Source organism: Nocardiopsis camelliae, from assembly GCF_028993595.1.
Lineage (GTDB): Bacteria > Actinomycetota > Actinomycetes > Streptosporangiales > Streptosporangiaceae > Nocardiopsis > Nocardiopsis dassonvillei.
Genome location: NZ_CP118614.1, coordinates 532,014 through 550,746 on the forward strand (window position 1 = coordinate 532,014; position 18,733 = coordinate 550,746).

Annotated in this window: 15 protein-coding genes; 9 read left to right on the plus strand and 6 right to left on the minus strand. The window is 72.8% G+C overall.

Annotated elements, in window-relative coordinates:
- Positions 1 to 6 precede the first annotated feature (6 nt).
- The 3 genes from PV789_RS02515 (at position 7) to PV789_RS02525 (ending at position 2,420) form a co-directional block, all read left to right on the plus strand.
- A complete protein-coding gene (locus PV789_RS02515) occupies positions 7 to 672 on the plus strand; it encodes an ATP-binding cassette domain-containing protein (protein ID WP_274975987.1) in 666 nt (221 codons plus the stop codon).
- Entirely contained in the window at positions 672 to 1,481 is an 810-nt protein-coding gene (locus PV789_RS02520; RefSeq protein WP_274975988.1) for an ABC transporter permease, read from the plus strand. Before PV789_RS02515 ends, PV789_RS02520 begins: the two co-directional genes overlap by 1 nt.
- Positions 1,482 to 1,922: 441 nt before the next feature.
- Positions 1,923 to 2,420, plus strand: a complete 498-nt coding sequence (locus PV789_RS02525) for a phage antirepressor KilAC domain-containing protein (RefSeq protein WP_274975989.1) — start codon at positions 1,923 to 1,925, stop codon at positions 2,418 to 2,420.
- Positions 2,421 to 2,672: 252 nt separating this feature from the next.
- Here PV789_RS02525 and yicI read toward each other — a convergent pair whose 3' ends face one another.
- The 5 genes from yicI to PV789_RS02550 all read right to left on the minus strand — a co-directional run bounded on the left by yicI (position 2,673) and on the right by PV789_RS02550 (position 9,312).
- Positions 2,673 to 5,006 carry an alpha-xylosidase gene (gene yicI / locus PV789_RS02530; protein WP_274975990.1) on the minus strand — a complete coding sequence of 778 codons (2,334 nt, stop codon included), beginning with the start codon at positions 5,004 to 5,006 and terminating at the stop codon, positions 2,673 to 2,675.
- 55 nt (positions 5,007 to 5,061) lie between these two features.
- Positions 5,062 to 5,973, minus strand: a complete 912-nt coding sequence (locus PV789_RS02535; RefSeq protein ID WP_274975991.1) for a carbohydrate ABC transporter permease — start codon at positions 5,971 to 5,973, stop codon at positions 5,062 to 5,064.
- Complete coding sequence (locus PV789_RS02540) at positions 5,970 to 6,914, minus strand: carbohydrate ABC transporter permease (protein ID WP_274975992.1); 945 nt, start codon at positions 6,912 to 6,914, stop codon at positions 5,970 to 5,972. Before PV789_RS02540 ends, PV789_RS02535 begins: the two co-directional genes overlap by 4 nt.
- Complete coding sequence (locus tag PV789_RS02545) at positions 6,911 to 8,170, minus strand: sugar ABC transporter substrate-binding protein (RefSeq protein WP_274975993.1); 1,260 nt, start codon at positions 8,168 to 8,170, stop codon at positions 6,911 to 6,913. Before PV789_RS02545 ends, PV789_RS02540 begins: the two co-directional genes overlap by 4 nt.
- A gap of 119 nt (positions 8,171 to 8,289) precedes the next feature.
- Positions 8,290 to 9,312, minus strand: coding sequence for a LacI family DNA-binding transcriptional regulator (locus tag PV789_RS02550; RefSeq protein ID WP_274975994.1), 1,023 nt, complete (start codon positions 9,310 to 9,312; stop codon positions 8,290 to 8,292).
- A gap of 257 nt (positions 9,313 to 9,569) precedes the next feature.
- On the opposite strand from PV789_RS02550, the gene PV789_RS02555 reads away from it, so the two are divergent.
- The gene (locus tag PV789_RS02555; protein WP_274975995.1) at positions 9,570 to 11,528 is read left to right on the plus strand and encodes an aconitate hydratase; all 1,959 of its coding nucleotides are present in this window, start codon (positions 9,570 to 9,572) and stop codon (positions 11,526 to 11,528) included.
- Positions 11,529 to 11,580: 52 nt separating this feature from the next.
- Here the strand turns inward: PV789_RS02555 and PV789_RS02560 are convergent, their stop codons facing one another.
- Positions 11,581 to 12,540 (minus strand): sulfite exporter TauE/SafE family protein, encoded by a 960-nt coding sequence (locus tag PV789_RS02560; RefSeq protein ID WP_274975996.1) that lies wholly within the window; start codon positions 12,538 to 12,540, stop codon positions 11,581 to 11,583.
- Between the two features lie 405 nt (positions 12,541 to 12,945).
- Here PV789_RS02560 and PV789_RS02565 point away from each other — a divergent pair, with 405 nt between their 5' ends.
- The 5 genes from PV789_RS02565 to PV789_RS02585 all read left to right on the plus strand — a co-directional run bounded on the left by PV789_RS02565 (position 12,946) and on the right by PV789_RS02585 (position 18,655).
- Positions 12,946 to 13,857 (plus strand): TauD/TfdA dioxygenase family protein, encoded by a 912-nt coding sequence (locus PV789_RS02565; protein ID WP_274975997.1) that lies wholly within the window; start codon positions 12,946 to 12,948, stop codon positions 13,855 to 13,857.
- Between the two features lie 72 nt (positions 13,858 to 13,929).
- On the plus strand, positions 13,930 to 14,304 hold the full coding sequence (locus tag PV789_RS02570; RefSeq protein ID WP_274975998.1) for an ABC transporter permease: 375 nt from the start codon (positions 13,930 to 13,932) through the stop codon (positions 14,302 to 14,304).
- A gap of 95 nt (positions 14,305 to 14,399) precedes the next feature.
- Positions 14,400 to 15,755: an LLM class flavin-dependent oxidoreductase gene (locus tag PV789_RS02575; RefSeq protein WP_274975999.1), complete on the plus strand. Its 1,356-nt coding sequence runs from the start codon at positions 14,400 to 14,402 to the stop codon at positions 15,753 to 15,755.
- Between the two features lie 452 nt (positions 15,756 to 16,207).
- Positions 16,208 to 16,744: a flavin reductase family protein gene (locus tag PV789_RS02580; protein ID WP_274976000.1), complete on the plus strand. Its 537-nt coding sequence runs from the start codon at positions 16,208 to 16,210 to the stop codon at positions 16,742 to 16,744.
- An 858-nt stretch (positions 16,745 to 17,602) separates the two neighbouring features.
- Positions 17,603 to 18,655, plus strand: a complete 1,053-nt coding sequence (locus PV789_RS02585; protein ID WP_274976001.1) for an acyltransferase family protein — start codon at positions 17,603 to 17,605, stop codon at positions 18,653 to 18,655.
- Positions 18,656 to 18,733 lie beyond the last annotated feature (78 nt).

Sequence of the window (18,733 nt, forward strand, 5' to 3'; positions counted from 1 at the left end):
AGACCGATGACACACGCACCCACCCCCACGCCCGCGCTGCGGGTCCGCGGCGTCCGCAAGTCCTACGGCCGCCACCACGTGCTGCGCGGCGCCGAACTCGAACTCCCCGGGGCCTGCCTGGCCGGACTGGTCGGGGAGAACGGCTCCGGCAAGTCCACCCTGCTGCGCATCCTCTCGGGCGTCCTCGCCCCCGACCGCGGCACCGTGGACCACCCCGGCAGCCTGGGCTACTGCCCCCAGCACACGGTGCTCAACCCGGCCTTCACCGTCGCCCAGCACCTGCGCCTCTTCCAGGTCGCGCACGACCTGCCCGACCTGTCCCGCGCCCGCGAACTCCTCGACGTCCTCGGGTTCGCCGAGTACCTCGGCCACCGGGTCTCCACGCTCAGCGGCGGCACCCTGCAGAAGCTCAACCTCACCCTCGCGCTGATGCACGACCCGCACCTGCTGCTCCTGGACGAGCCCTACCAGGGGTTCGACTGGGACACCTACGAGCGGTTCTGGCGGCTGGCGGCCGACCTGCGCGACCGGGGGCGCTCCGTGCTCGTGGTCTCCCACATCGCCTTCGACACGGTGCGCTTCGACCGCCTGTGGCGGCTGGAGGGCGGACGCCTGGTGGAGGGGGCGGCCCCGCCGGTCCCCCAGGCCCCCGCGGCGGCGGGGGGCCGGTGATGCGCCGCGCCCGGACCCGTTACGCCACCGCCACCCGCATGGCCCTGCTGGAGCACCTGCGCAACCGGCTGGCGCTGGTCCTGGTGGTGCTCTTCATCCCCACCTGGATCACCCTGGTCTCCCTGGTGATCGCCGAGGCCGACGTGCGGTTCCTCCTGCGCGCCACCGGCGAGACCGTCACCGTGCACGGCAACCACGTCAGCAAGATCTCCGGCGCCGTCAACGCCGTCACGCTGATCGTCGGGTTCATGATGTTCATCGTCACCTACCGCTCCTTCGGGTTCGACCAGCGGCTGGCGATGGCCGGGTACCCGCGCCTGCACCTGCTCGCGGCCAAGCTCACGGCGCTGGTCACGGCATCGGCGCTGGTCTGCGCCTACGCGGTGGCGGTGATCTGCTGGTACTGGGTTCCCGAGCAGCCGTTCATGCTGTGGCTCTCCCTGATGGGGGCCGCGCTGGCCTTCGGCGGGATCGGGGTGATGCTGGCGGCCCTGCTCCGGGGGGAACTGGAGGGCATGTTCTGCATCGTCATGCTGTCCATCATCGACATGGGGTTGCAGAACCCGGTGTCCAACCCGTCCTCGGACAGCGACGTCGTGCGCTACCTGCCCGGCTACGGCCCCATGCAGACCGGGGTCGCGGCGGGCTTCCAGGACACGGTGCCGCTCCCGTACCTGCTGCTGGGGCCCGCGTGGTTCCTGGTCGCGGTGGCGGTGTCGGGGGTGGCCTTCCGCCTGCGCACCCGGGACCGCCGCCGGGCCTTCGTCCGCCCGCGCGCCCTCCGGTCGCGCCCGGTCCGCGCGGGCTGAGCGACGGCGCCGCGCCCGCCGGACCCCGGACGGCGGCGCGGCGCGGAGACGGCCCCCGGTGCGCCGCGCCGTGGGCCCGCCCCGGGCCGGTGAGTCCACGCGCTCCGGAAAAGGTGGGAAACCTTTTTCGGCGCCACCTGGAAAACTTCGGAAGAAGGTTTTCTCGGCGGTGCGGATTCCGTCCCCGGGGCGGTCGGAAACGTTTTCCCGGACCGCACTTCGAGAACGCGCCAAGCCCGTGTGGTCAGGCGGTCCGGCCTGCTCAGCGGCCTGCTCCGACCCTCTTCCCGTCAGGTCCGCCGGAGCGTTTTCCGGGAATACCACGCGGCGCGTCCGCGTTGGAATACACAACAGGAGTGCGGGCAGGTGGTGAGGGCCCGCCGCAACGCCGCTCCGGTGCCCGGGACAGCGGGGCGGGAGCGGAGGCCGTGGGGAGGAGCGGTGCAGCACATCGAACACATGCCGTACGACGAGGTCCTGGCCGACGCCGACCTCGGCGCGATGACCCCGGAGGCGCTCGCCTCCCTCGACCGCTTCGGCCGGGAGGTCTCCGCCGCCGCGCGCCGGGCCCTGCGGGCGCACGCCGAGGCTGGGGAGACCGCGTCCGCCGCCCGCGCCTGGAACGTCCTGGTCTCGGCCGACGGGGACTACTCCGTACGCGAGGCGGCGCACGTCCTCAACCGGGACCCCGCCATCTCCACCGGACAGCGCCGCCTGTTCTCCTTCATCCGCGACAGCGGGATGGTCTCCCCGGACGACGACGTGCCCAAGGCCCGGCACGAACGCCATCTGCGCCTGCGGCCCACGTCCTACGACCACCCGCGCACGGGCAGGCGCACGCCGGGGCGGCCGCAGCTTCGGGTCACCGCCGAGGGGCTGCGGTACCTGCACCGGAGGCTGGCCGGACACACCGCCCCGGCTCTGGACGAGGCGGCGTAGGGCCCCCGGGGCACACGCCGCGTCCACCGGCGACGGCACGCGCTGCCGCCCGCCCGCGGGCGCCGTTCCCGTCGCCGCCGCGCTGGATGACGGCGGTGAGGAAGGGGCGGCCGGGACCGTCGGCGGGAACGCCGAGCCGGAGGGCCCGCGTTCCCCGCCGCGAAGGGGCGCCGGTCAGGGTCGGCCCGCGCCCCCTCGTCATCCCGTGCGCTCCCGGCCCCGGACCGGACGCGGTCCGGGACCGGGCCCGTCTCAGGACAGGCGCAGACCCACGCGGGCGGTACCCGCCGGGACCGTCACCAGAGCGCCCTCGCCGGTCACGGTGACCTCCGCGCCGGGAACGTCGGCCTCGGCCCCGCCCGCGCCGACCAGCAGCACCCGCCACCCGTGGGCCGGAGCGGCCTCGGCCTCCACGGTGACCCCGGCCTCCGAACGCCCGGTCCGGAAGACCGCGGCGGCGGAGCCGTCCGCGGACGGCACAGCCGTGGTGGACGCCGGGGCCGCCTCCCCGGCGCCGTACACGCGCAGGGTCAGCCCGTCCGTGTAGTCGTAGTCGGGCCGGTCGTCCACCGCCCCGACCGGCAGGACCGCGTTCGGCCGCACCAGCAGGGGCAGGGAGTCGAACCCGTGGGTCTCGCGGCGCCAGGCCGGGCCCCGCACCGTCTCGCCCGTGAGCAGGTGGGTCCACACGCCCTCGGGGACGTAGTACTCCACGGAGCCGTCCGCGCTCAGCACGGGGGCGACCAGCAGGTCCTCGCCCAGCATGTACTGGGTGTCCAGGTGGTGGCAGGTCGGGTCGTCGGGGAACTCCAGCAGCATCGCGCGCATCACGGGCGTCCCCTCCCGGTGGGCCTGCACGGCCGCGCCGAACAGGTAGGGCATGAGCGCGCACTTGAGCCGGGTGAACACGCGGGCCACCTCGGTGGACTCCTCGTCGAAGTCCCACGGCACCCGGTAGGAGCGGCTGCCGTGCAGCCTGCTGTGCGAGGAGAGCAGGCCGAACGCGAGCCAGCGCTTGAACACCGCGGCGTCGGGTGTGCCCTCGAAGCCGCCGATGTCGTGGCTCCAGAAGCCGAACCCCGACAGCCCCAGGGACAGGCCGCCGCGCAGGCTCTCCGCCATCGCCTCGAACGTCGAGGCGCAGTCGCCGCCCCAGTGCACCGGGAAGCTCTGCCCGCCCGCCGTGGCCGAGCGCGCGAACAGGACGGCCTCGCCCTCACCGCGCTCGCGCGTCAGCAGGTCGAACACCGTCTCGTTGTACAGGTGCGTGTAGTAGTTGTGCATCGCCTGCGGGTCGGAGCCGTCCGACCACACCACGTCGGTCGGCACCCGCTCGCCGAAGTCGGTCTTGAAGCAGTCCACACCCATGTCGAGCAGGGCCTTGAGCTTCCCGGCGTACCACGCGCGGGCGTCGGCGGACGTGAAGTCCACCAGCGCCATCCCCGCCTGCCACATGTCCCACTGCCACACGGTCCCGTCCGGCCGCCGGACCAGGTGCCCCAGCCGGGAGCCCTCCTCGAACAGCGCCGACCGCTGGGCGATGTAGGGGTTGATCCACACGCAGGTCCGCAGCCCGCGCCCCTTGAGCCGGGAGAGCATGCCCACGGGATCGGGGAACAGCTCCGGGTCCCACTCGAAGTCGCACCAGTGGAACTCGCGCATCCAGAAGCAGTCGAAGTGGAACACGCTGAGCGGCACGCCCCGCTCCGCCATGCCGTCGATGAAGCGGTTGACCGTGCCCTCGTCGTAGGAGGTGGTGAACGACGTGGACAGCCACAGTCCGAACGACCACTCCGGCGGCAGCGCGGGGCGACCGGTGAGCGCGGTGTAGCGGGCCAGGATCTCCTTGGGGCTCTCCCCGTGGATCACGTAGTAGGTCAGGGCGTGGTCCTCCACGCTGAACTGCACGCGGCCCACCGACTCCGAGCCGACCTCGAACGACACCGGTCCCGAGTGCGCCACGAACACCCCGTAGCCCCGGTTGGTCAGGTAGAACGGCACGTTCTTGTAGGCCTGCTCGCTGCTCGTGCCGCCGTCGGCCTGCCAGATGTCCACGGTCTGGCCGTTGCGCGTGAACGGCGTGAACCGCTCGCCCATGCCGTACACCAGCTCGCGTATCCCCAGCGACAGCTGACCGAGCATGTGGTGGGAGCCGTCCGCGTCCTCCATGAAGGCGGTGCCCTTGGCGTCGGAGCCGGTCAGCACCGCGCCGCCCGCGCGGAACTCCATCCGCCAGGGGCCCTCGGTGGCCACCCGCAGCGACAGGTCCCCGCTGGTCAGCTCCACCGAGGAACCGTCCCGCTTCACGGAGGGCGCGGCGCCGGGGGCGCTGCGCACGTCGAACTCCGGCGCGCGCCGGACCGAGCCCGCCAGGTGCGTGCTCCGCACACCGATCACACCGGGCGCGGGCGACCAGCAGTCCACCGTGATCAGCGGTGTGTTGAGGGTGTCCCCCCGGTGCCCGATCGGGCGCACCGGGGCGTAGAGGGTGAAACGGTCGTCGCGCACCCGCACGTCGCGGGCCTCGCGCGCGCGGTTGGCGCGCACGCCCTCCCTCATCTGCCAGAAGCCGTCGGTGAACTTCATGGGCGTCCCTTCCCTGTCGTCGTGGTCTCGGTTCGCCGGTGGCGCGGGCGGCGGGTCACTTGATCGACCCCCCGGAGATCCCGGCCGCCACGTATTTCTGCGCGACGACGAGGAGCACCGCTGCGGGGATCGAGGAGAGGACGGCCACGGCCATGACGGCGCCCCAGTCGCCGACGTGCGCGCCGATGTACTCGTAGATGCCGAGCGTCACGGGCTTGACCGCGTCGGTCGTGTTCAGCGTCAGCGCGAACAGGAAGTCCGACCACGCGAACAGGAAGGTGAACAGGCTGCCCGTGATCAGCGCGTTGCGGCTCATCGGCAGCACGATCGAGACCAGCACGCGCAGGCGTCCGCCGCCGTCGAGCATCCCGGCCTCCAGCACCTCCTCGGGGATGGACACCATGAACGCGCGCAGCAGGACGATCGTGAAGGGGATGCCCAGGGACGCGTCGGCCAGGATCAGCCCCAGGTAGGAGTTGACCAGGTCCAGTTCGACGTAGGCGTTGTACAGCGCGTTGGCCACGACGATGCCCGGGACCATCTGGGTGATCAGGGTGGCGAACACGACCGTCTCCGCGCCGCGCAGCCGGAACCGGGCCAGGGCGTAGGCCGCCGGGGTGGCCACCACCAGGCAGACCGCGACCGCGCCGAGCGCCACCAGGATCGAGGTGAGCAGGTTGCCCGCCTGCGACTCCCAGGCCCGCTGGAAGTTGCCGAGGTCGAGCGTGCGCGGGAACCACCGCAGCTCCACCATCGCGGCGCCCGGTTGCAGCGCCGTGTTGACCATCCAGTACAGCGGGAACAGCAGCACGGCCAGGACCAGGACGCCGAACACCACGCTCACGGCGTCGCCCCACGCCCCGCGCGTCATGCGCGGGCGCCGGGGCCGAGCGGCGGCGGGCGCCCCGCCGCCGCGGGTCGGGCCCGCCGCTGCGGGGGCGGCGGTGCTCTCGGATGCGGCGCTCATCTGGTGACACCTCCACGGTTGGCGCGCAGGTAGATGACCGCGAACACCATGCTGACGAGGATCAGGACGTTGCCGACCACGGCCCCCTGGCCGAAGTCGAGCTGGAGGAAGGACAGCTGGTAGGTGAGGGTGCCCAGGGTCTCCGTGGAGTGCGCCGGACCGCCGTTGGTCAGCGCCAGGATCAGGTCCAGGATCTTCACGGTCGACATGAAGCCCAGCACCAGCACCACGGTCACCACGGGACGCAGCAGGGGCAGGGTCACCCCGAAGAAGGTGCGCAGCGGTCCCGCGCCGTCGAGCACAGCCGCCTCGCGCAGCTCCGCGGGGATCTCCTGGAGCCCGCCGTAGAGGATCACCATGTTGAAGGGGATGCCGATCCAGATGTTGACCAGCACCACCGACAGCAGCGCGAAGTCGGGGCTGCTCAGCCAGGGCACGGCCGACGACGTGATCTGGAGCGCCTGGAGCGACTCGTTCAGCACGCCGGTCTCCTGGTCCAGGACCCGGCGCCAGACGGTTCCGGCCACCACCATCGGGATCAGCCACGGCAGCAGGAGCAGGGACCGCATGATCCCCGACAGCGGGAAGCGGCGGCTGAAGAAGACCGCCAGCGCCATGCCGATGCAGAACTGGCCCGCCAGCGATCCCAGCGTGAACAGCAGGGTGTGCCACAGGGACGCGCCGAACAGCTCGTTGGCGAAGACCGCCCGCCAGTTGTCCAGCCCGTTGAACGGCGCCTCCCCCGTGAAGTACGTGGCGAAGGTGTAGTCCTGGAAGCTCATCACCACGTTGCGGACCAGCGGGTACCCGAAGAACAGCAGCATGTACAGCAGCGCCGGGGCGACGAACAGCCACTTCGTGAGGTTCTGGTTCGAGGGGTTCCGGCGCCCGCGCGCCGCGGCCGCCGCCCCCGCGGTCTCCGTCGTTGTCGCCACCGTCATGACCGGGCCTCCAGCTCCGCCTCGACCCGCGCCTGGGCGCGTTCCATGGCCTCCTGCGGACCCGCCTCGCCGGTGAGCGACGCCTGGAGCGCGGTGCCGATGGCCTGGGAGTAGGCGTTCCACTCGGTGCCGGCGTACTCGGTCCGGCTGCGCGCCGTGCGCACCTGGTCCACGAACGGGGCCAGCTCCGGGACCAGGTCGCGGTACTGCTCGGCCGCCTCGGTGTCGACGGGCACGTTGCTGCCCTTGGTCGACCAGTCCAGCTGCGCCTCGGCCGTGGTCAGGCAGGCCACGAGTTCGGCGGCCACGCGTTCGCGGTCGGGGTCCTCGGCGTTGACCGGCACGGTGAAGGTGGTTCCGCCGATCGGCGCGACCGAGGTGTCCCCGGCCTCGGGCACGGGGATCTCCGCCACGGCCCACTCCAGGTCGGGGTGCTCCTGCAGGACCGGCAGCTGCCAGGGGCCGTTCACCATCATGGCCGCGTTGCCCGCGATGAATTGGTCGTTGACGTCGGCCTGGGTCCAGTTGACCACCGAGGGGGAGACCGACCCCGCCTCGACAAGCGAGGTGACGTACTCCAGCGCCTCCACCGACTCCGGCGAGGCCAGCTCCCTCTCGTCGCCGCCGTTGGACCACAGCCACGGCAGGAACTGGTAGACGCCGTCCTCGGTGGCCAGGGCGCTGATCGCCAGGCCGTAGCGCTCGCCCCCGGTCAGCTCGGCGGCGGCCTCCTCCAGCTCCGCCCAGGTCCCGGGCGGGTCGATGCCCGCCTCCTCCAGGACGGCCGTGTTGTAGAAGAGCCCGAGGGAGTTCACCGACCGGGCGGCGCCGTAGTACACGCCCTCGTAGCTGCCGATGGACAGGGCGCCCTCGGACAGGCCGTCCGTGGGTATGCCGAGTTCCTCCAGCGGTACCAGGCCCCCGGCCGCCGCGAACTGCGGCAGGTCCGAGCCGTCGAGGTTGAGCACGTCGGGGAGCGAGTCGGAGGAGGCCATGCGCAGGGCCTTGGGCACGAGCTGGTCGGCGGGCACGCTGATGTGGCGCACGTCCACGCCCACCCGGTCCCCGCAGGCGTCCATGGCCTCCTGGTCCCAGGTGTGGTAGGGCTCGTCGGTGCTGGAGTCCATGATGGTGTACACGCTCGGGTCGCGTTCGGCCGCGCAGCCGACTCCGGTCAGGGCGAGCGCCGCGGCGCAGGCGGCCGCCGACGCCGTTCGTAGTTGGCGGTGGGGGTTTCGGTACGGGTGTCCGTGCATGTCGGGGGGCCTTCTCGGCGGGGGCGGTTGTCAACGCGCCGGTCGCGTCGGGGGCTGGCGCCACCGGGGCCGCGACCGGCCGTCGGGTCCGGCGAGCGGGTCGCCGGGGCCGGTGGGGGTCAGGGCGGGGGAGCGGCGACCGTCCCCCCGGGGGTGATCTCGGGCGGGATGAGTTCGCGCCGTCCTCCCGGGAGCCGCGGACTGCCGCGCGCGGCCTCGGCGGCCAGCCGGGTCACGGCGGCCGACATCCGCTCGACGGGCAGTTCGATCCGGGTCACGTCCAGTCCCGCGAGGTCCTCGGGGAAGCTGCCGACGGCCACCAGGGAGACCTCCCCCGGCACGTCGGCGCCGCGCGCGGCGAGGTGGCGCAGGACGCCGGGCACGGCGGCGGGGTGCTGGAGGGCGAGCGCGGTGGGCGGGCGCTCCCCGTCGAGGAGCGCGTCCAGCCGCCGGTACAGCTCGGCGGGGTCCTTCGCCGAGGGCAGGACGCGCACGGGGACGCCGAGTTCGGCTGCGGCGCGTTCGGCCCCGCGCAGACCGCGCACGGAGTAGCTGCGGCCCGAGGCGATGTCCTCCTCCACCGTCGAGACGAAGCACAGGTCGCGGTGCCCGGCGCCGTGCAGCAGGCGCAGCGAGGCGACCGCGGCCTCCTCCCAGTCGAGGTCGGCCCAGGGCGCGGCGTCCTCGTCGGAGGGGCGGCCGAGGACCACCACGGGGAACCCCAGCGCGTCCATCGCGCCGATGCGGGGGTCCTCCATCTCCACGCCCATGATCACCGCCACGTCGGCGAGCCTGCTGCGCGCGGCGCGCTCCAGCCCGTGCGCCCCGGCGTCGTCGTCGCGCACGGTCAGGAGCAGCAGGTCGTAGCCCAGCTCCCCGGCGGCGCGGCTCAGCCCGTGCATGAACCGCCCGCCGACCGGCAGGTAGCCGGACGAGGCCAGCGGCAGGGCCAGCGCGATCACGCGGGTGCGGGCGCTGCGCAGGGAGCGCGCGCCCGCGTTGGGGTGGTAGCCGAGTTCGTCGACGGCCGTCCGCACCGCGGACCGGGTCCGCTCGGAGACGCTGCGGGAGCCGCTGAGCACGTAGGACACCGTGCTCGGGGCCACGCCCGCCGCCGCGGCGACGTCCTTGATGGTCACCATCGCGGCCTCCCTCCCCGCACACCGTTGTCGAAGCGATTCGACAGCCCGTCACGCGGATCCGTCGAATCGATTCGATGAACGGGCACCATGGTAGGAACCACACTCCTGTGTGACAACCCCCTCATGGGAGGTTCCCCCGCGGAGCCCGGGGGACGGGCCGCCCCCGCCCGGCCCGCCGCGCGCCGGACCGGCGGCGCCCCCGTTTGCGGCGCGCCCGCGCGGTCAGGGGCGGGGGAGGCGGACGAGGGGAGAACGCCATGGGACGCGGAGTCGCGCGCAAACTGATCGACGCGCACCTGGTCGAGGGGGAGATGGTGCCCGGAGGGGTCATCGGGCTCTCCGTCGACCAGACCCTCACCCAGGACGCCACCGGCACCCTGGTCATGCAGGAGCTGGAGGCCCTCGGCCTGGACCGCACCCGGGCCGGGGTCAGCGTGCAGTACGTGGACCACAACCTGCTCCAGACCGACGAGAAGAACGCGGAGGACCACGCGTTCCTGCTCTCGGCGGCGCGCCGGTACGGCCTGTGGTACTCCAAGCCCGGCAACGGCGTCTCCCACCCCACGCACATGCAGCGCTTCGGGGTTCCCGGCGCGACGATGGTCGGCTCGGACTCCCACACCTGCGCCGCCGGTTCGCTGGGCATGCTGGCGGTCGGCGTCGGCGGCCTGGAGGTGGCCATGGCCATCGCCGGGCGCCCGCTGCGCGTCCGGGCGCCGCACATCTGGGGCGTGCGCCTGACCGGCGAGCTGCCCCCGTGGACCTCGGCCAAGGACGTCATCCTGGAGATGCTGCGGCGGCACGGGGTCAAGGGCGGGCTCAACCGGATCATCGAGTACCACGGCCCCGGGGTCGCCGCGCTCACCGCCATGGACCGCCACGTCATCGCGAACATGGGCGCCGAGCTGGGCGCCACCACCACGGTCTTCCCCTCCGACGGCGCGGTGCGCGACTTCCTGCGCGCCGAGGGGCGCGAGGACGACTTCAGCGAGCTGCTGCCCGACGCCGACGCCGACTACGACGTGACCGACGAGATCGACCTGTCCGGGGTGGAGCCGCTCATCGCCCGGCCCTCCTCGCCCGGCGACGTCGTCCCGGTCCGCGAGGTGGCGGGCACCGACGTCAGCCAGGTCGTCATCGGCTCCTCCGCCAACCCGGGGCTGCGCGACTACGCGGTCGCCGCCGCCATGGTCAGGGGCCGCCAGACCGACAGCGCCGTCAGCTTCGACGTCAATCCGTCCTCACGCCAGATCCTCTCCGACCTGACCCGCGCGGGAGCGACCCTCGACCTCATCCAGGCCGGGGCCCGCATCCACCAGGCCGGATGCCTGGGCTGCATCGGCATGGGCCAGGCTCCGGCCGTCGGCCGCAACTCGCTGCGCACCTTCCCGCGCAACTTCCCCGGCCGCTCGGGCACCAAGGAGGACGCGGTGTGGCTGTGCTCCCCGGAGACGGCCGCCGCCTCCGCGCTCACCGGCGTCATCACCGACCCGCGCGACCTGGCGGGGGAACTGGACCTGGACCATCCCGACCTGCGGCCGCCGGAGCGCTCGGCGGTCAACACCGCGATGCTGGTCCCGCCGCTGCCGCCGGAGGAGGCCGCGCGGGTCGAACTCGTCAAGGGGCCCAACATCTCCGCGCTGCCGGACTTCCCGCCCCTGCCCGACCGGATCGAGGCGCCGGTGCTACTCAAGGTCGGCGACGACGTCTCCACCGACGAGATCTCCCCGGCGGGCGCCGACGCGCTGCCCTTCCGCTCCAACGTGCCCCGGCTGGCCGAGTTCACCTTCACCCGGATCGACGAGGACTATCCGAGCCGGGCCGAGGAGACCGCCGGGGGGTCCGGGCACATCGTGGTCGGCGGGGAGAACTACGGGCAGGGCTCCTCCCGCGAGCACGCGGCGATCACCCCCCGCTACCTGGGTCTGCGGGCGGTGATCGCCAAGTCCTTCGCCCGCATCCACTGGCAGAACCTCGCCAACTTCGGGGTGCTGGCCCTGCGCTTCACCGAACCCGGCGACTACGACCGCGTCGACTCCGGCGACGTCCTCGTCCTGGACGGCCTGGAGGAGGCCCTGTCCTCCGGCCCGGAGCTGACCGTGCGCAACACGACGAGGGACGAGGAGTACCGGCTGGACCACCAGCTCTCCCCGGCGCAGGTCGAGGCGGTGCTGGCGGGCGGCCGGATCCCGCTGCTGGCCCGGGAGCTGGACTGACCCGTCCGCCGCCCGGGCCGGAGGCCGCGGCGCCCCGCGCCGGGGCGCCCCCTCAGGAGGCGGTGTCGGAGGAGCGCCGCTCCTCCTGCTCGGCGGCGCTGCGCGCGGTCGGCTCCGCGCCCTCCTCCGGTGCGGCGGGGGCGGTGCGGCGCTCGACCAGGTGGGCGCGCAGCGACCAGACCACGGCGCCGATCCACGCCGCCCACACGACCACGTAGACGGCCGTCTGGGCCGCCGGGGGAAGGGTCAGCAACTCGGTGCCGAGCAGCGTCCGGGTGTTGGTCAGCACGATCAGCCCGCCGACCAGCGAACCCAGGATCCGGGGCGGGATGTAGCGCACGATCCAGGCGGCGATCGGCGCCGCGACGATGCCGCTGATCAGCAGCGCGAGCACCCAGCCGACGTTGATCCCGGCCGCGCCCAGACCGACCAGGAAGCCGAGGCTGGCGGCGAGGGCGACGATGAACTCGCTGGTGTCGATGGTGCCGACGACCTTGCGCGGCTCCATGCGCCCGCTGGCCAGCAGGGCGGGGGTGCCGACCGGGCCCCATCCGCCGCCTCCGGTGGCGTCGACGAACCCGCCCACCAGGCCGAGCGGGGTCAGGAAGCGCCTGCGCAGGGGCTTGTCCAGGTTCCGGGTCGGCGTTCCCCACGCGGTGAAGCGGATGAGGATGTAGAGGCCGAGCGCGAGCAGGATGCCGGACATGATCGGCGCGGCGGCCTCGGTGGACAGCCAGCTCAGGAAGGTCGCTCCGGCGAACGAGCCGATCGCGCCGGGCAGGGCGATGCGCCGGACGACCTTCCAGTCGACGTTGCCCAGCTTCCAGTGCGAGACGCCCGAGGCCAGCGTGGTGCCGATCTCGGCGAGGTGGACCGTGGCCGAGGCCGCGGCCGGGTTGGTGCCGAAGAGCAGGAGCAGGGTGGTGGAGGTGACGCCGTAGGCCATGCCGAGACTGCCGTCGACGAGCTGGGCGAAGAACCCCGCGACGGCGAGGAGGACGAGAGTGCGCATGTGGGCCTTCCGGTGGGGAGGAATACGCGGAGCGGTGGAGGTCTGCGCGGTGTCCGGCCCGGACGCGGCGCCCGGTCCCGGTCCGCCGCGGGCGCCGGACCGGGCGCCGTTGTGGCGATGGAGGTAAATCTACCATGTTGGTAGGAATAGTGGCCAAGTAGGCGGCCGGGTGGTCGCGGGGTTTTTTCCACGGCCGCCCGGGCGGGGCTCCGGGCTCCGCGCGCATTCCTGCGGTGGTCACGGGGTGTTTCCGGTGGTGCGCGCCATGAAAACACATTATTCCTATCAACTTAGTTGACTTTAGGGTTCGGCCGGTCCTACCTTCGTGTCACTCGCCGCGAACGGCCCGCGACCGGACGCGTGAGGTGACCGCCGCGCCTTCCCGCCCCCGTGAGGAGCCCTGCCGTGACCACCACCACGGACCTGTCCCTTCGCCCCGTCGCCGGACGCATCGGCGCCGAGATCTCCGGCGTGCGCCTGGGCCCCGACCTGGACGGGGCCGCCGTCGCCTCGATCCGGGCTGCCCTGCTCGCCCACAAGGTGGTCTTCTTCCGCGACCAGCAGCACCTGACCGACGAGACCCAGGCGGGCTTCGCCGCCCTGCTCGGCCCGCTCACCACCCCGCACCCCACCACGGGCGCGGCCTTCGGCGGCGACCACCACGTCCTGCCGATCGACTCCGAGCGGGGCAAGGCCAACAGCTGGCACACCGACGTCACCTTCGTCGACCGCCCGCCGCAGGCCAGCGTCCTGCGCGCCGTCCACCTGCCCCCGCGCGGCGGCGACACCGTCTGGGCCAACACGGCCACCGCCTACCAGGACCTGCCCCAGCCGCTCAAGGACCTCGCCGACGGCCTGCGCGCGGTCCACACCAACGACTACGACTACGCGGCGGTCGCCCCCGAACGCGAGCCCACCGGCGACCTCAGGGAGTACCGGGAGGCCTTCGTCTCCACCCTGTTCAAGACCGAGCACCCCGTGGTGCGCGTCCACCCCGAGACGGGCGAACGGGTCCTGTTCCTCGGACACTTCGCCCAGCACTTCACCGGTCTGAGCAGCAAGGACTTCCAGCACCTGTTCGACCTGCTCCAGCAGCGCGTCACCCGGGCCGAGAACACCGTCCGCTGGAGCTGGCGCGAGGGGGACGTGGCCGTGTGGGACAACCGCGCCACCCAGCACTACGCCGTGGCCGACTACGGGGACGAGCCCCGGCGCCTGCACCGCATCACCGTCGGCGGCGACCTCCCCAAGGGCGTGGACGGCCGACCCAGCCGCTCCCTGACCGGCGACTCCAGCGGCTACACCCCCGCGGTCTGACCCGCGCGCCCGAACCTCCTTCTGCCCGCGGCGGGCCGGTGGGCCCGGCCCGCCGCCCTCCGGAGCGAACACATGCACACCCGACGCGACATCCTGCGCCACACCGCGGCGGCCGGGGCCGCCCTCCCCCTGCTCGTCAAGTCGGCGGTGTCACTGGGGTTCGGGCCGCTCGCGCTGTTCCGCAAGGTGGTGCTGCCCGCCGCGGTCCCGTCGATCTTCACCGGCGTGCGCATGGCCGGGGCCTCCTCGATCCTCGTGCTCATCGCCGCGGAGATGGTCGGCTCCCAGTCGGGCCTGGGCTACCTCGTCAACGCCGCGCAGCTCAACTTCCTCATCCACGACATGTACGCGGGCATCCTGGCCATCGCCGTGGTGGGGGTGGCCCTCAACGGCGTCCTCGTCGCGCTCGAACGGCGCTTCTCCCGCTGGCGCACGACCGTGCGGTGACCGCGGGCCACGGCGGGGCCGCCCGGGACCGCCGACCGACAGCCGCCGACGGACGACCGGCGACGGACGACCTACGACAGCGAAGGACCACGCAGATGACCGACGGACGACGGCTCCACCTCAACGCCTTCCTCATGGGGGTGGGGCACCACGAGGCGGCCTGGCGGCACCCGCGCACGCGGCAGCACGGGGTGCTGGACGTGGCGCACTTCCAGAACCTGGCGCGCGTCGCCGAACGCGGGCGGCTGGACTCGGTGTTCTTCGCCGACGGCCTGGCCGTGGGGCACCGGGTCGAGCGCAACACCCTCGCCGCCTTCGAGCCCATCACCCTGCTCAGCGCGATGGCCGCGGTGACCGAGCGGGTGGGGCTGATCGCCACCGCCTCCACCGGTTACTACCCGCCCTACCTCCTGGCCAGGGCCTTCGCCTCGCTGGACCACATCAGCGGCGGGCGCGCCGGATGGAACATCGTCACCTCCGGCCGCGAGGACGAGGCGGCCAACTTCGGACTGGACCAGGTGCCCGACCACGCCGACCGCTACGCGCGGGCGGCGGAGTTCACCGACGTCGTCGTCAAGCTGTGGGACAGCTGGGAGGACGGCGCGCTGCGGCTCGACGCCGGAGAGGGGGTGTTCGCCGACCCCGACCGCGTCCACGCCATCGACCACGAGGGCGAGCGGTTCCGGGTGCGCGGGCCGCTGAACTCCCCGCGCCCGCCGCAGGGGCGCCCGGTGCTGGTGCAGGCGGGGTCCTCGGAGGACGGCAGGGAGTTCGCCGCCCGCTACGCCGAGGCGGTGTTCACCGCGCAGCAGACCCTCCGGGACGGGGTGGACTTCTACCGCGACATCAAGGGGCGGCTGGCGCGTTTCGGGCGCGCTCCGCACGAGCTGAAGGTCCTGCCCGGGATCGTGCCGTTCATCGCGCCGACGGAGGCCGCGGCCAAGGAACTGGAGGCGGAGTTCACCGGGCTCATCTCCCCGGACTACGCCCTGCGCCAGCTCTCCCAGATGCTCGGGGTGGACCTGACCGGGCACCCGCTGGACGCCCCCCTGCCCCCGCTGCCGGGCGAGGACAGTATTCGCGGCAACAAGAGCCGGTTCACCCTGGTGGCGGACCTGGCGGCGCGCGAGTCGCTGACCGTGGGAGAGCTGATCGGACGCCTGGGCGGCGGGCGCGGACACCGGACCTTCGCGGGCACGCCCGAGCAGGTGGCGGACGAGATCCAGGGCTGGTTCGAGGCCGGGGCCGCCGACGGGTTCAACGTCATGCCGCCCCACCTCCCAGGCGGCCTGGAGGACTTCGTCGACCAGGTGGTGCCGATCCTCCTGGAGCGCGGCCTCTTCCGGGAGGAGTACGAGGGGGAGACCCTGCGCGACCACTACGGCCTGCCCCGTCCTCCCAGCCAGTACGCCGGAGCCGTACCGGGACCGGAGGTCTCCGGAGCGGCCTGAGGCTGCCGCGGGCGGGACCGCTGCGGAGGCGTCGTGTCGAGGCGCCGTTCGGAGCCCTGGTCTCCGCGGCTATTTCCTACTTTTTTGGTTGGCAAAGTGGCTTGAAGGGAAGGACCCCTGACACGGGGCGGCGGAATCGCGGAGCCGCCGCCCCGGGGCCGACCTCCGGCCGCCGCTCCGACGACCGCCGGAGCGGCGGCCGCGCGGTCGGCCCGCGGATCCGGGGCAGGGAAGGGCCGCTGCGCGCGGAGCGCCGAGGTCCCGCCCCGGATCCGCCTCCCCGGCCCCGGCCCCTCCTCCGCGCCGGACGCGCCGTCCCGCCCCGTGGGCGTCCGCCTCCCGGACCTGTCCGCCTCCACGGGGCCCGGCCGCTGTCGGGCCGCCGACCGTGCGGTGGTCCCGCCGCGCACGCCGCCTGAACGCCGCGTTCCCCAGCACCGAGGGAGAGTCCGATGAGCACCGCGCAGAGCGCTTCACCGCCCCACCCCGCCTCCGAGGCCGCCCGGTTCCGCGAGACGCTGCGGCACCACCCGGCGGGGGTCGTCGTCGTCACGGCCGGTGTCGACGGCCGCCCCGTCGGGCTGACGGCCACCTCGTTCACCAGCGTGAGCCTCGACCCGCCGCTGGTGGCCTTCTACGTCGCCGAGACCTCCTCGACGTGGACGACGCTGCACCTGGCCGGGGCGTTCGCCGTGCACCTGCTGGCCCAGGACCAGACCGACCTGGCGGCGAGGTTCGCCCGCCGGGGCGCGGACCGCTTCGCCCCGCCCACGTCGTGGCGTCCGGGGCCCGAGGAGGTCCCCCTGCTCGACGGGGTGCCCGCCAGCCTGGTGTGCCGGAGGTTCGACACCCGGCTGATCGGCGACCACTGGCTGGTCGTCGGCGAGGTGACGCACACGCTGGTCCTTGACGACCTCCGCCCGCCGCTGCTGTACCACCGCGGCGCCTTCGGCGGTTTCGTCCCGCTGCACGGTCCCGACCCCGCCTGACCCGGTCGGCTCCGACGGCCGCCGAGGACCCGGCGGCGCGCGCACGAGGTCCGCCGGGCCGTGTGCCGCCGCCTGCCCGGCTGTGCCGTGGACGTTCGGCGGTGTCCGGGGCGGACACGGGAGGCCACCCCCGGCTTCGGGGCGGACCGGCCGTGAACGCAGGTCATCGGTGCGGCGGTCTCAACATTCGGACGCCCAAAACGGACACTCTAGATTTGCCGTATTCTGACCGGCATGGCATGAATAGTCGATTCTAGGGTGCCTATGGGAAGTTTGAGGCAGTGCAATAAGTTTCACCAGCCATATCCGTCCTTAAGCTGCCGGATTGAGCCAGGTCGAGCGGGCCGCGACCGCGCGGTCCCCGGGTCGCGGAGCGGGCGTCCTCCTCCGGGGAGACGCCAGCCCGCCTCGGCCGACGGGCGCCGTGTGCCGCGGCGCACCGGCCCCTCCCCCCACTGATCCGGCCCCCCGACGGTGAGCCCCAGGAGGTCCGCGAGCTGCCTCCTGAGCTTTTCCACCCGGCCGGAAGCACGAGCCCCTCCCCATCGGAGCCGCCAGCGGGGCTTCCGGAACCGCGACCAGCACGGAGCGGTTCGCGAATGAAACAACGGTGAATTCGCGTCTGGCTCAGCTGCCGAGCACCTTCGGTCCGCGCGACCGGCTCCAGCCCTCCGCGCTCGCACGAGCACGGTGCGGCGGAGCGCCGAGCGCACAACAGGTAGTCGACACGCCAGCGGTCACAGGCCCCCACCTGAGGTCAGGCGATATGTCCGCCGGTCACCGGGTCCGCCCCGAGCGCCGAGAAACCCGAGATCGCAGCCCTCCATTTCCGAACTCATGTGGGAAAAAATGCCCGATATGTCGCGAAAGCGCGAAACCTGGCCTGACGTCGCCAAGGGTTTGTGCATCACCCTGGTCGTCATCTGGCACGTCATCACGAAGCACTACCAGCAGGTCGACTGGGAGACCTCCCTCCCGCTGACCGGCGCGTGGGGTCTCCTGGGCGAGCAACTGCTGCCGTTGCGGATGCCGCTCTTCTTCGCCATCTCCGGCGTGTTCGCGCTCAGCGCGGTGCACCGGCCCTGGCGGGTCCTGGGGCGCACCCGGATCGCGAACCTCGCCTACCTCTACCTCCTGTGGCTGCTGATCCACACCGCGGTCATGTGGTTCACGCCCGACATCGACACCGCGCGCGCACGCGACCTCTGGGAACTGCTCGCGCAAGCCACCATCTCACCGACCAACCTGTGGTACCTGTACGCCCTCGCGCTCTACTTCACGATCGCGCGGCTCACCCGGAACGTGCCGACCCCCTGGCTCCTCGGCGGGGCGCTCGTGATCTCGACGGTCGCGGCTGCGGGCCTCATCCCCGGCCCGGACTCCAGCAACCTCTACCAGGTCTTCCAGAACCTGTTCTTCTTCCTGGCCGGCCTGCGGTTGCGTCCCGTGGTCGAGAAGCTCGCCGCCAACGCGTCCTTCCCCCGGATGCTGGCCGCGGGTGCCGCCTACGCCGCGGGTCTCCTGTTCATGGCGGTGCTGAACGCCCAGGAATGGTTCGGGGCCTGGACTGTGGTCTCCGTGCTGGCCATCTGCTTCGGTGTCCTGGCCTCCGTCCTCATCAGCCGGCACCTGAAGCGGGTCACCCAGGTCATGAGCTGGCTGGGGCGGCAGACGCTGCCGATCTACGTCATCCACATGCCGCTGCTGGCAGTGATCAGCGTTCTCCTGCAGGGTCCGCTGTCGGTGCTGGAACCGCGCGGGACACTGACCGCCGCGATCGAACCGATCGTGCTCACCGTCGTCATCATGGCCCTCTGCCTGGCCCTGCACCGCGCACTGACGGCGATCGGCGGTTCCTGGCTGTTCGAGCGGCCCCGGAGGAAGGAGAGGGAGAAGGCCGGAGCCCGGTGATACCGGCCTTCCCCGGGCCGCGCTGGGGGCCTGTTCGGCCTGCCGCGTTCACGGGGACGAGCCGGGGCCGGGCGGGTA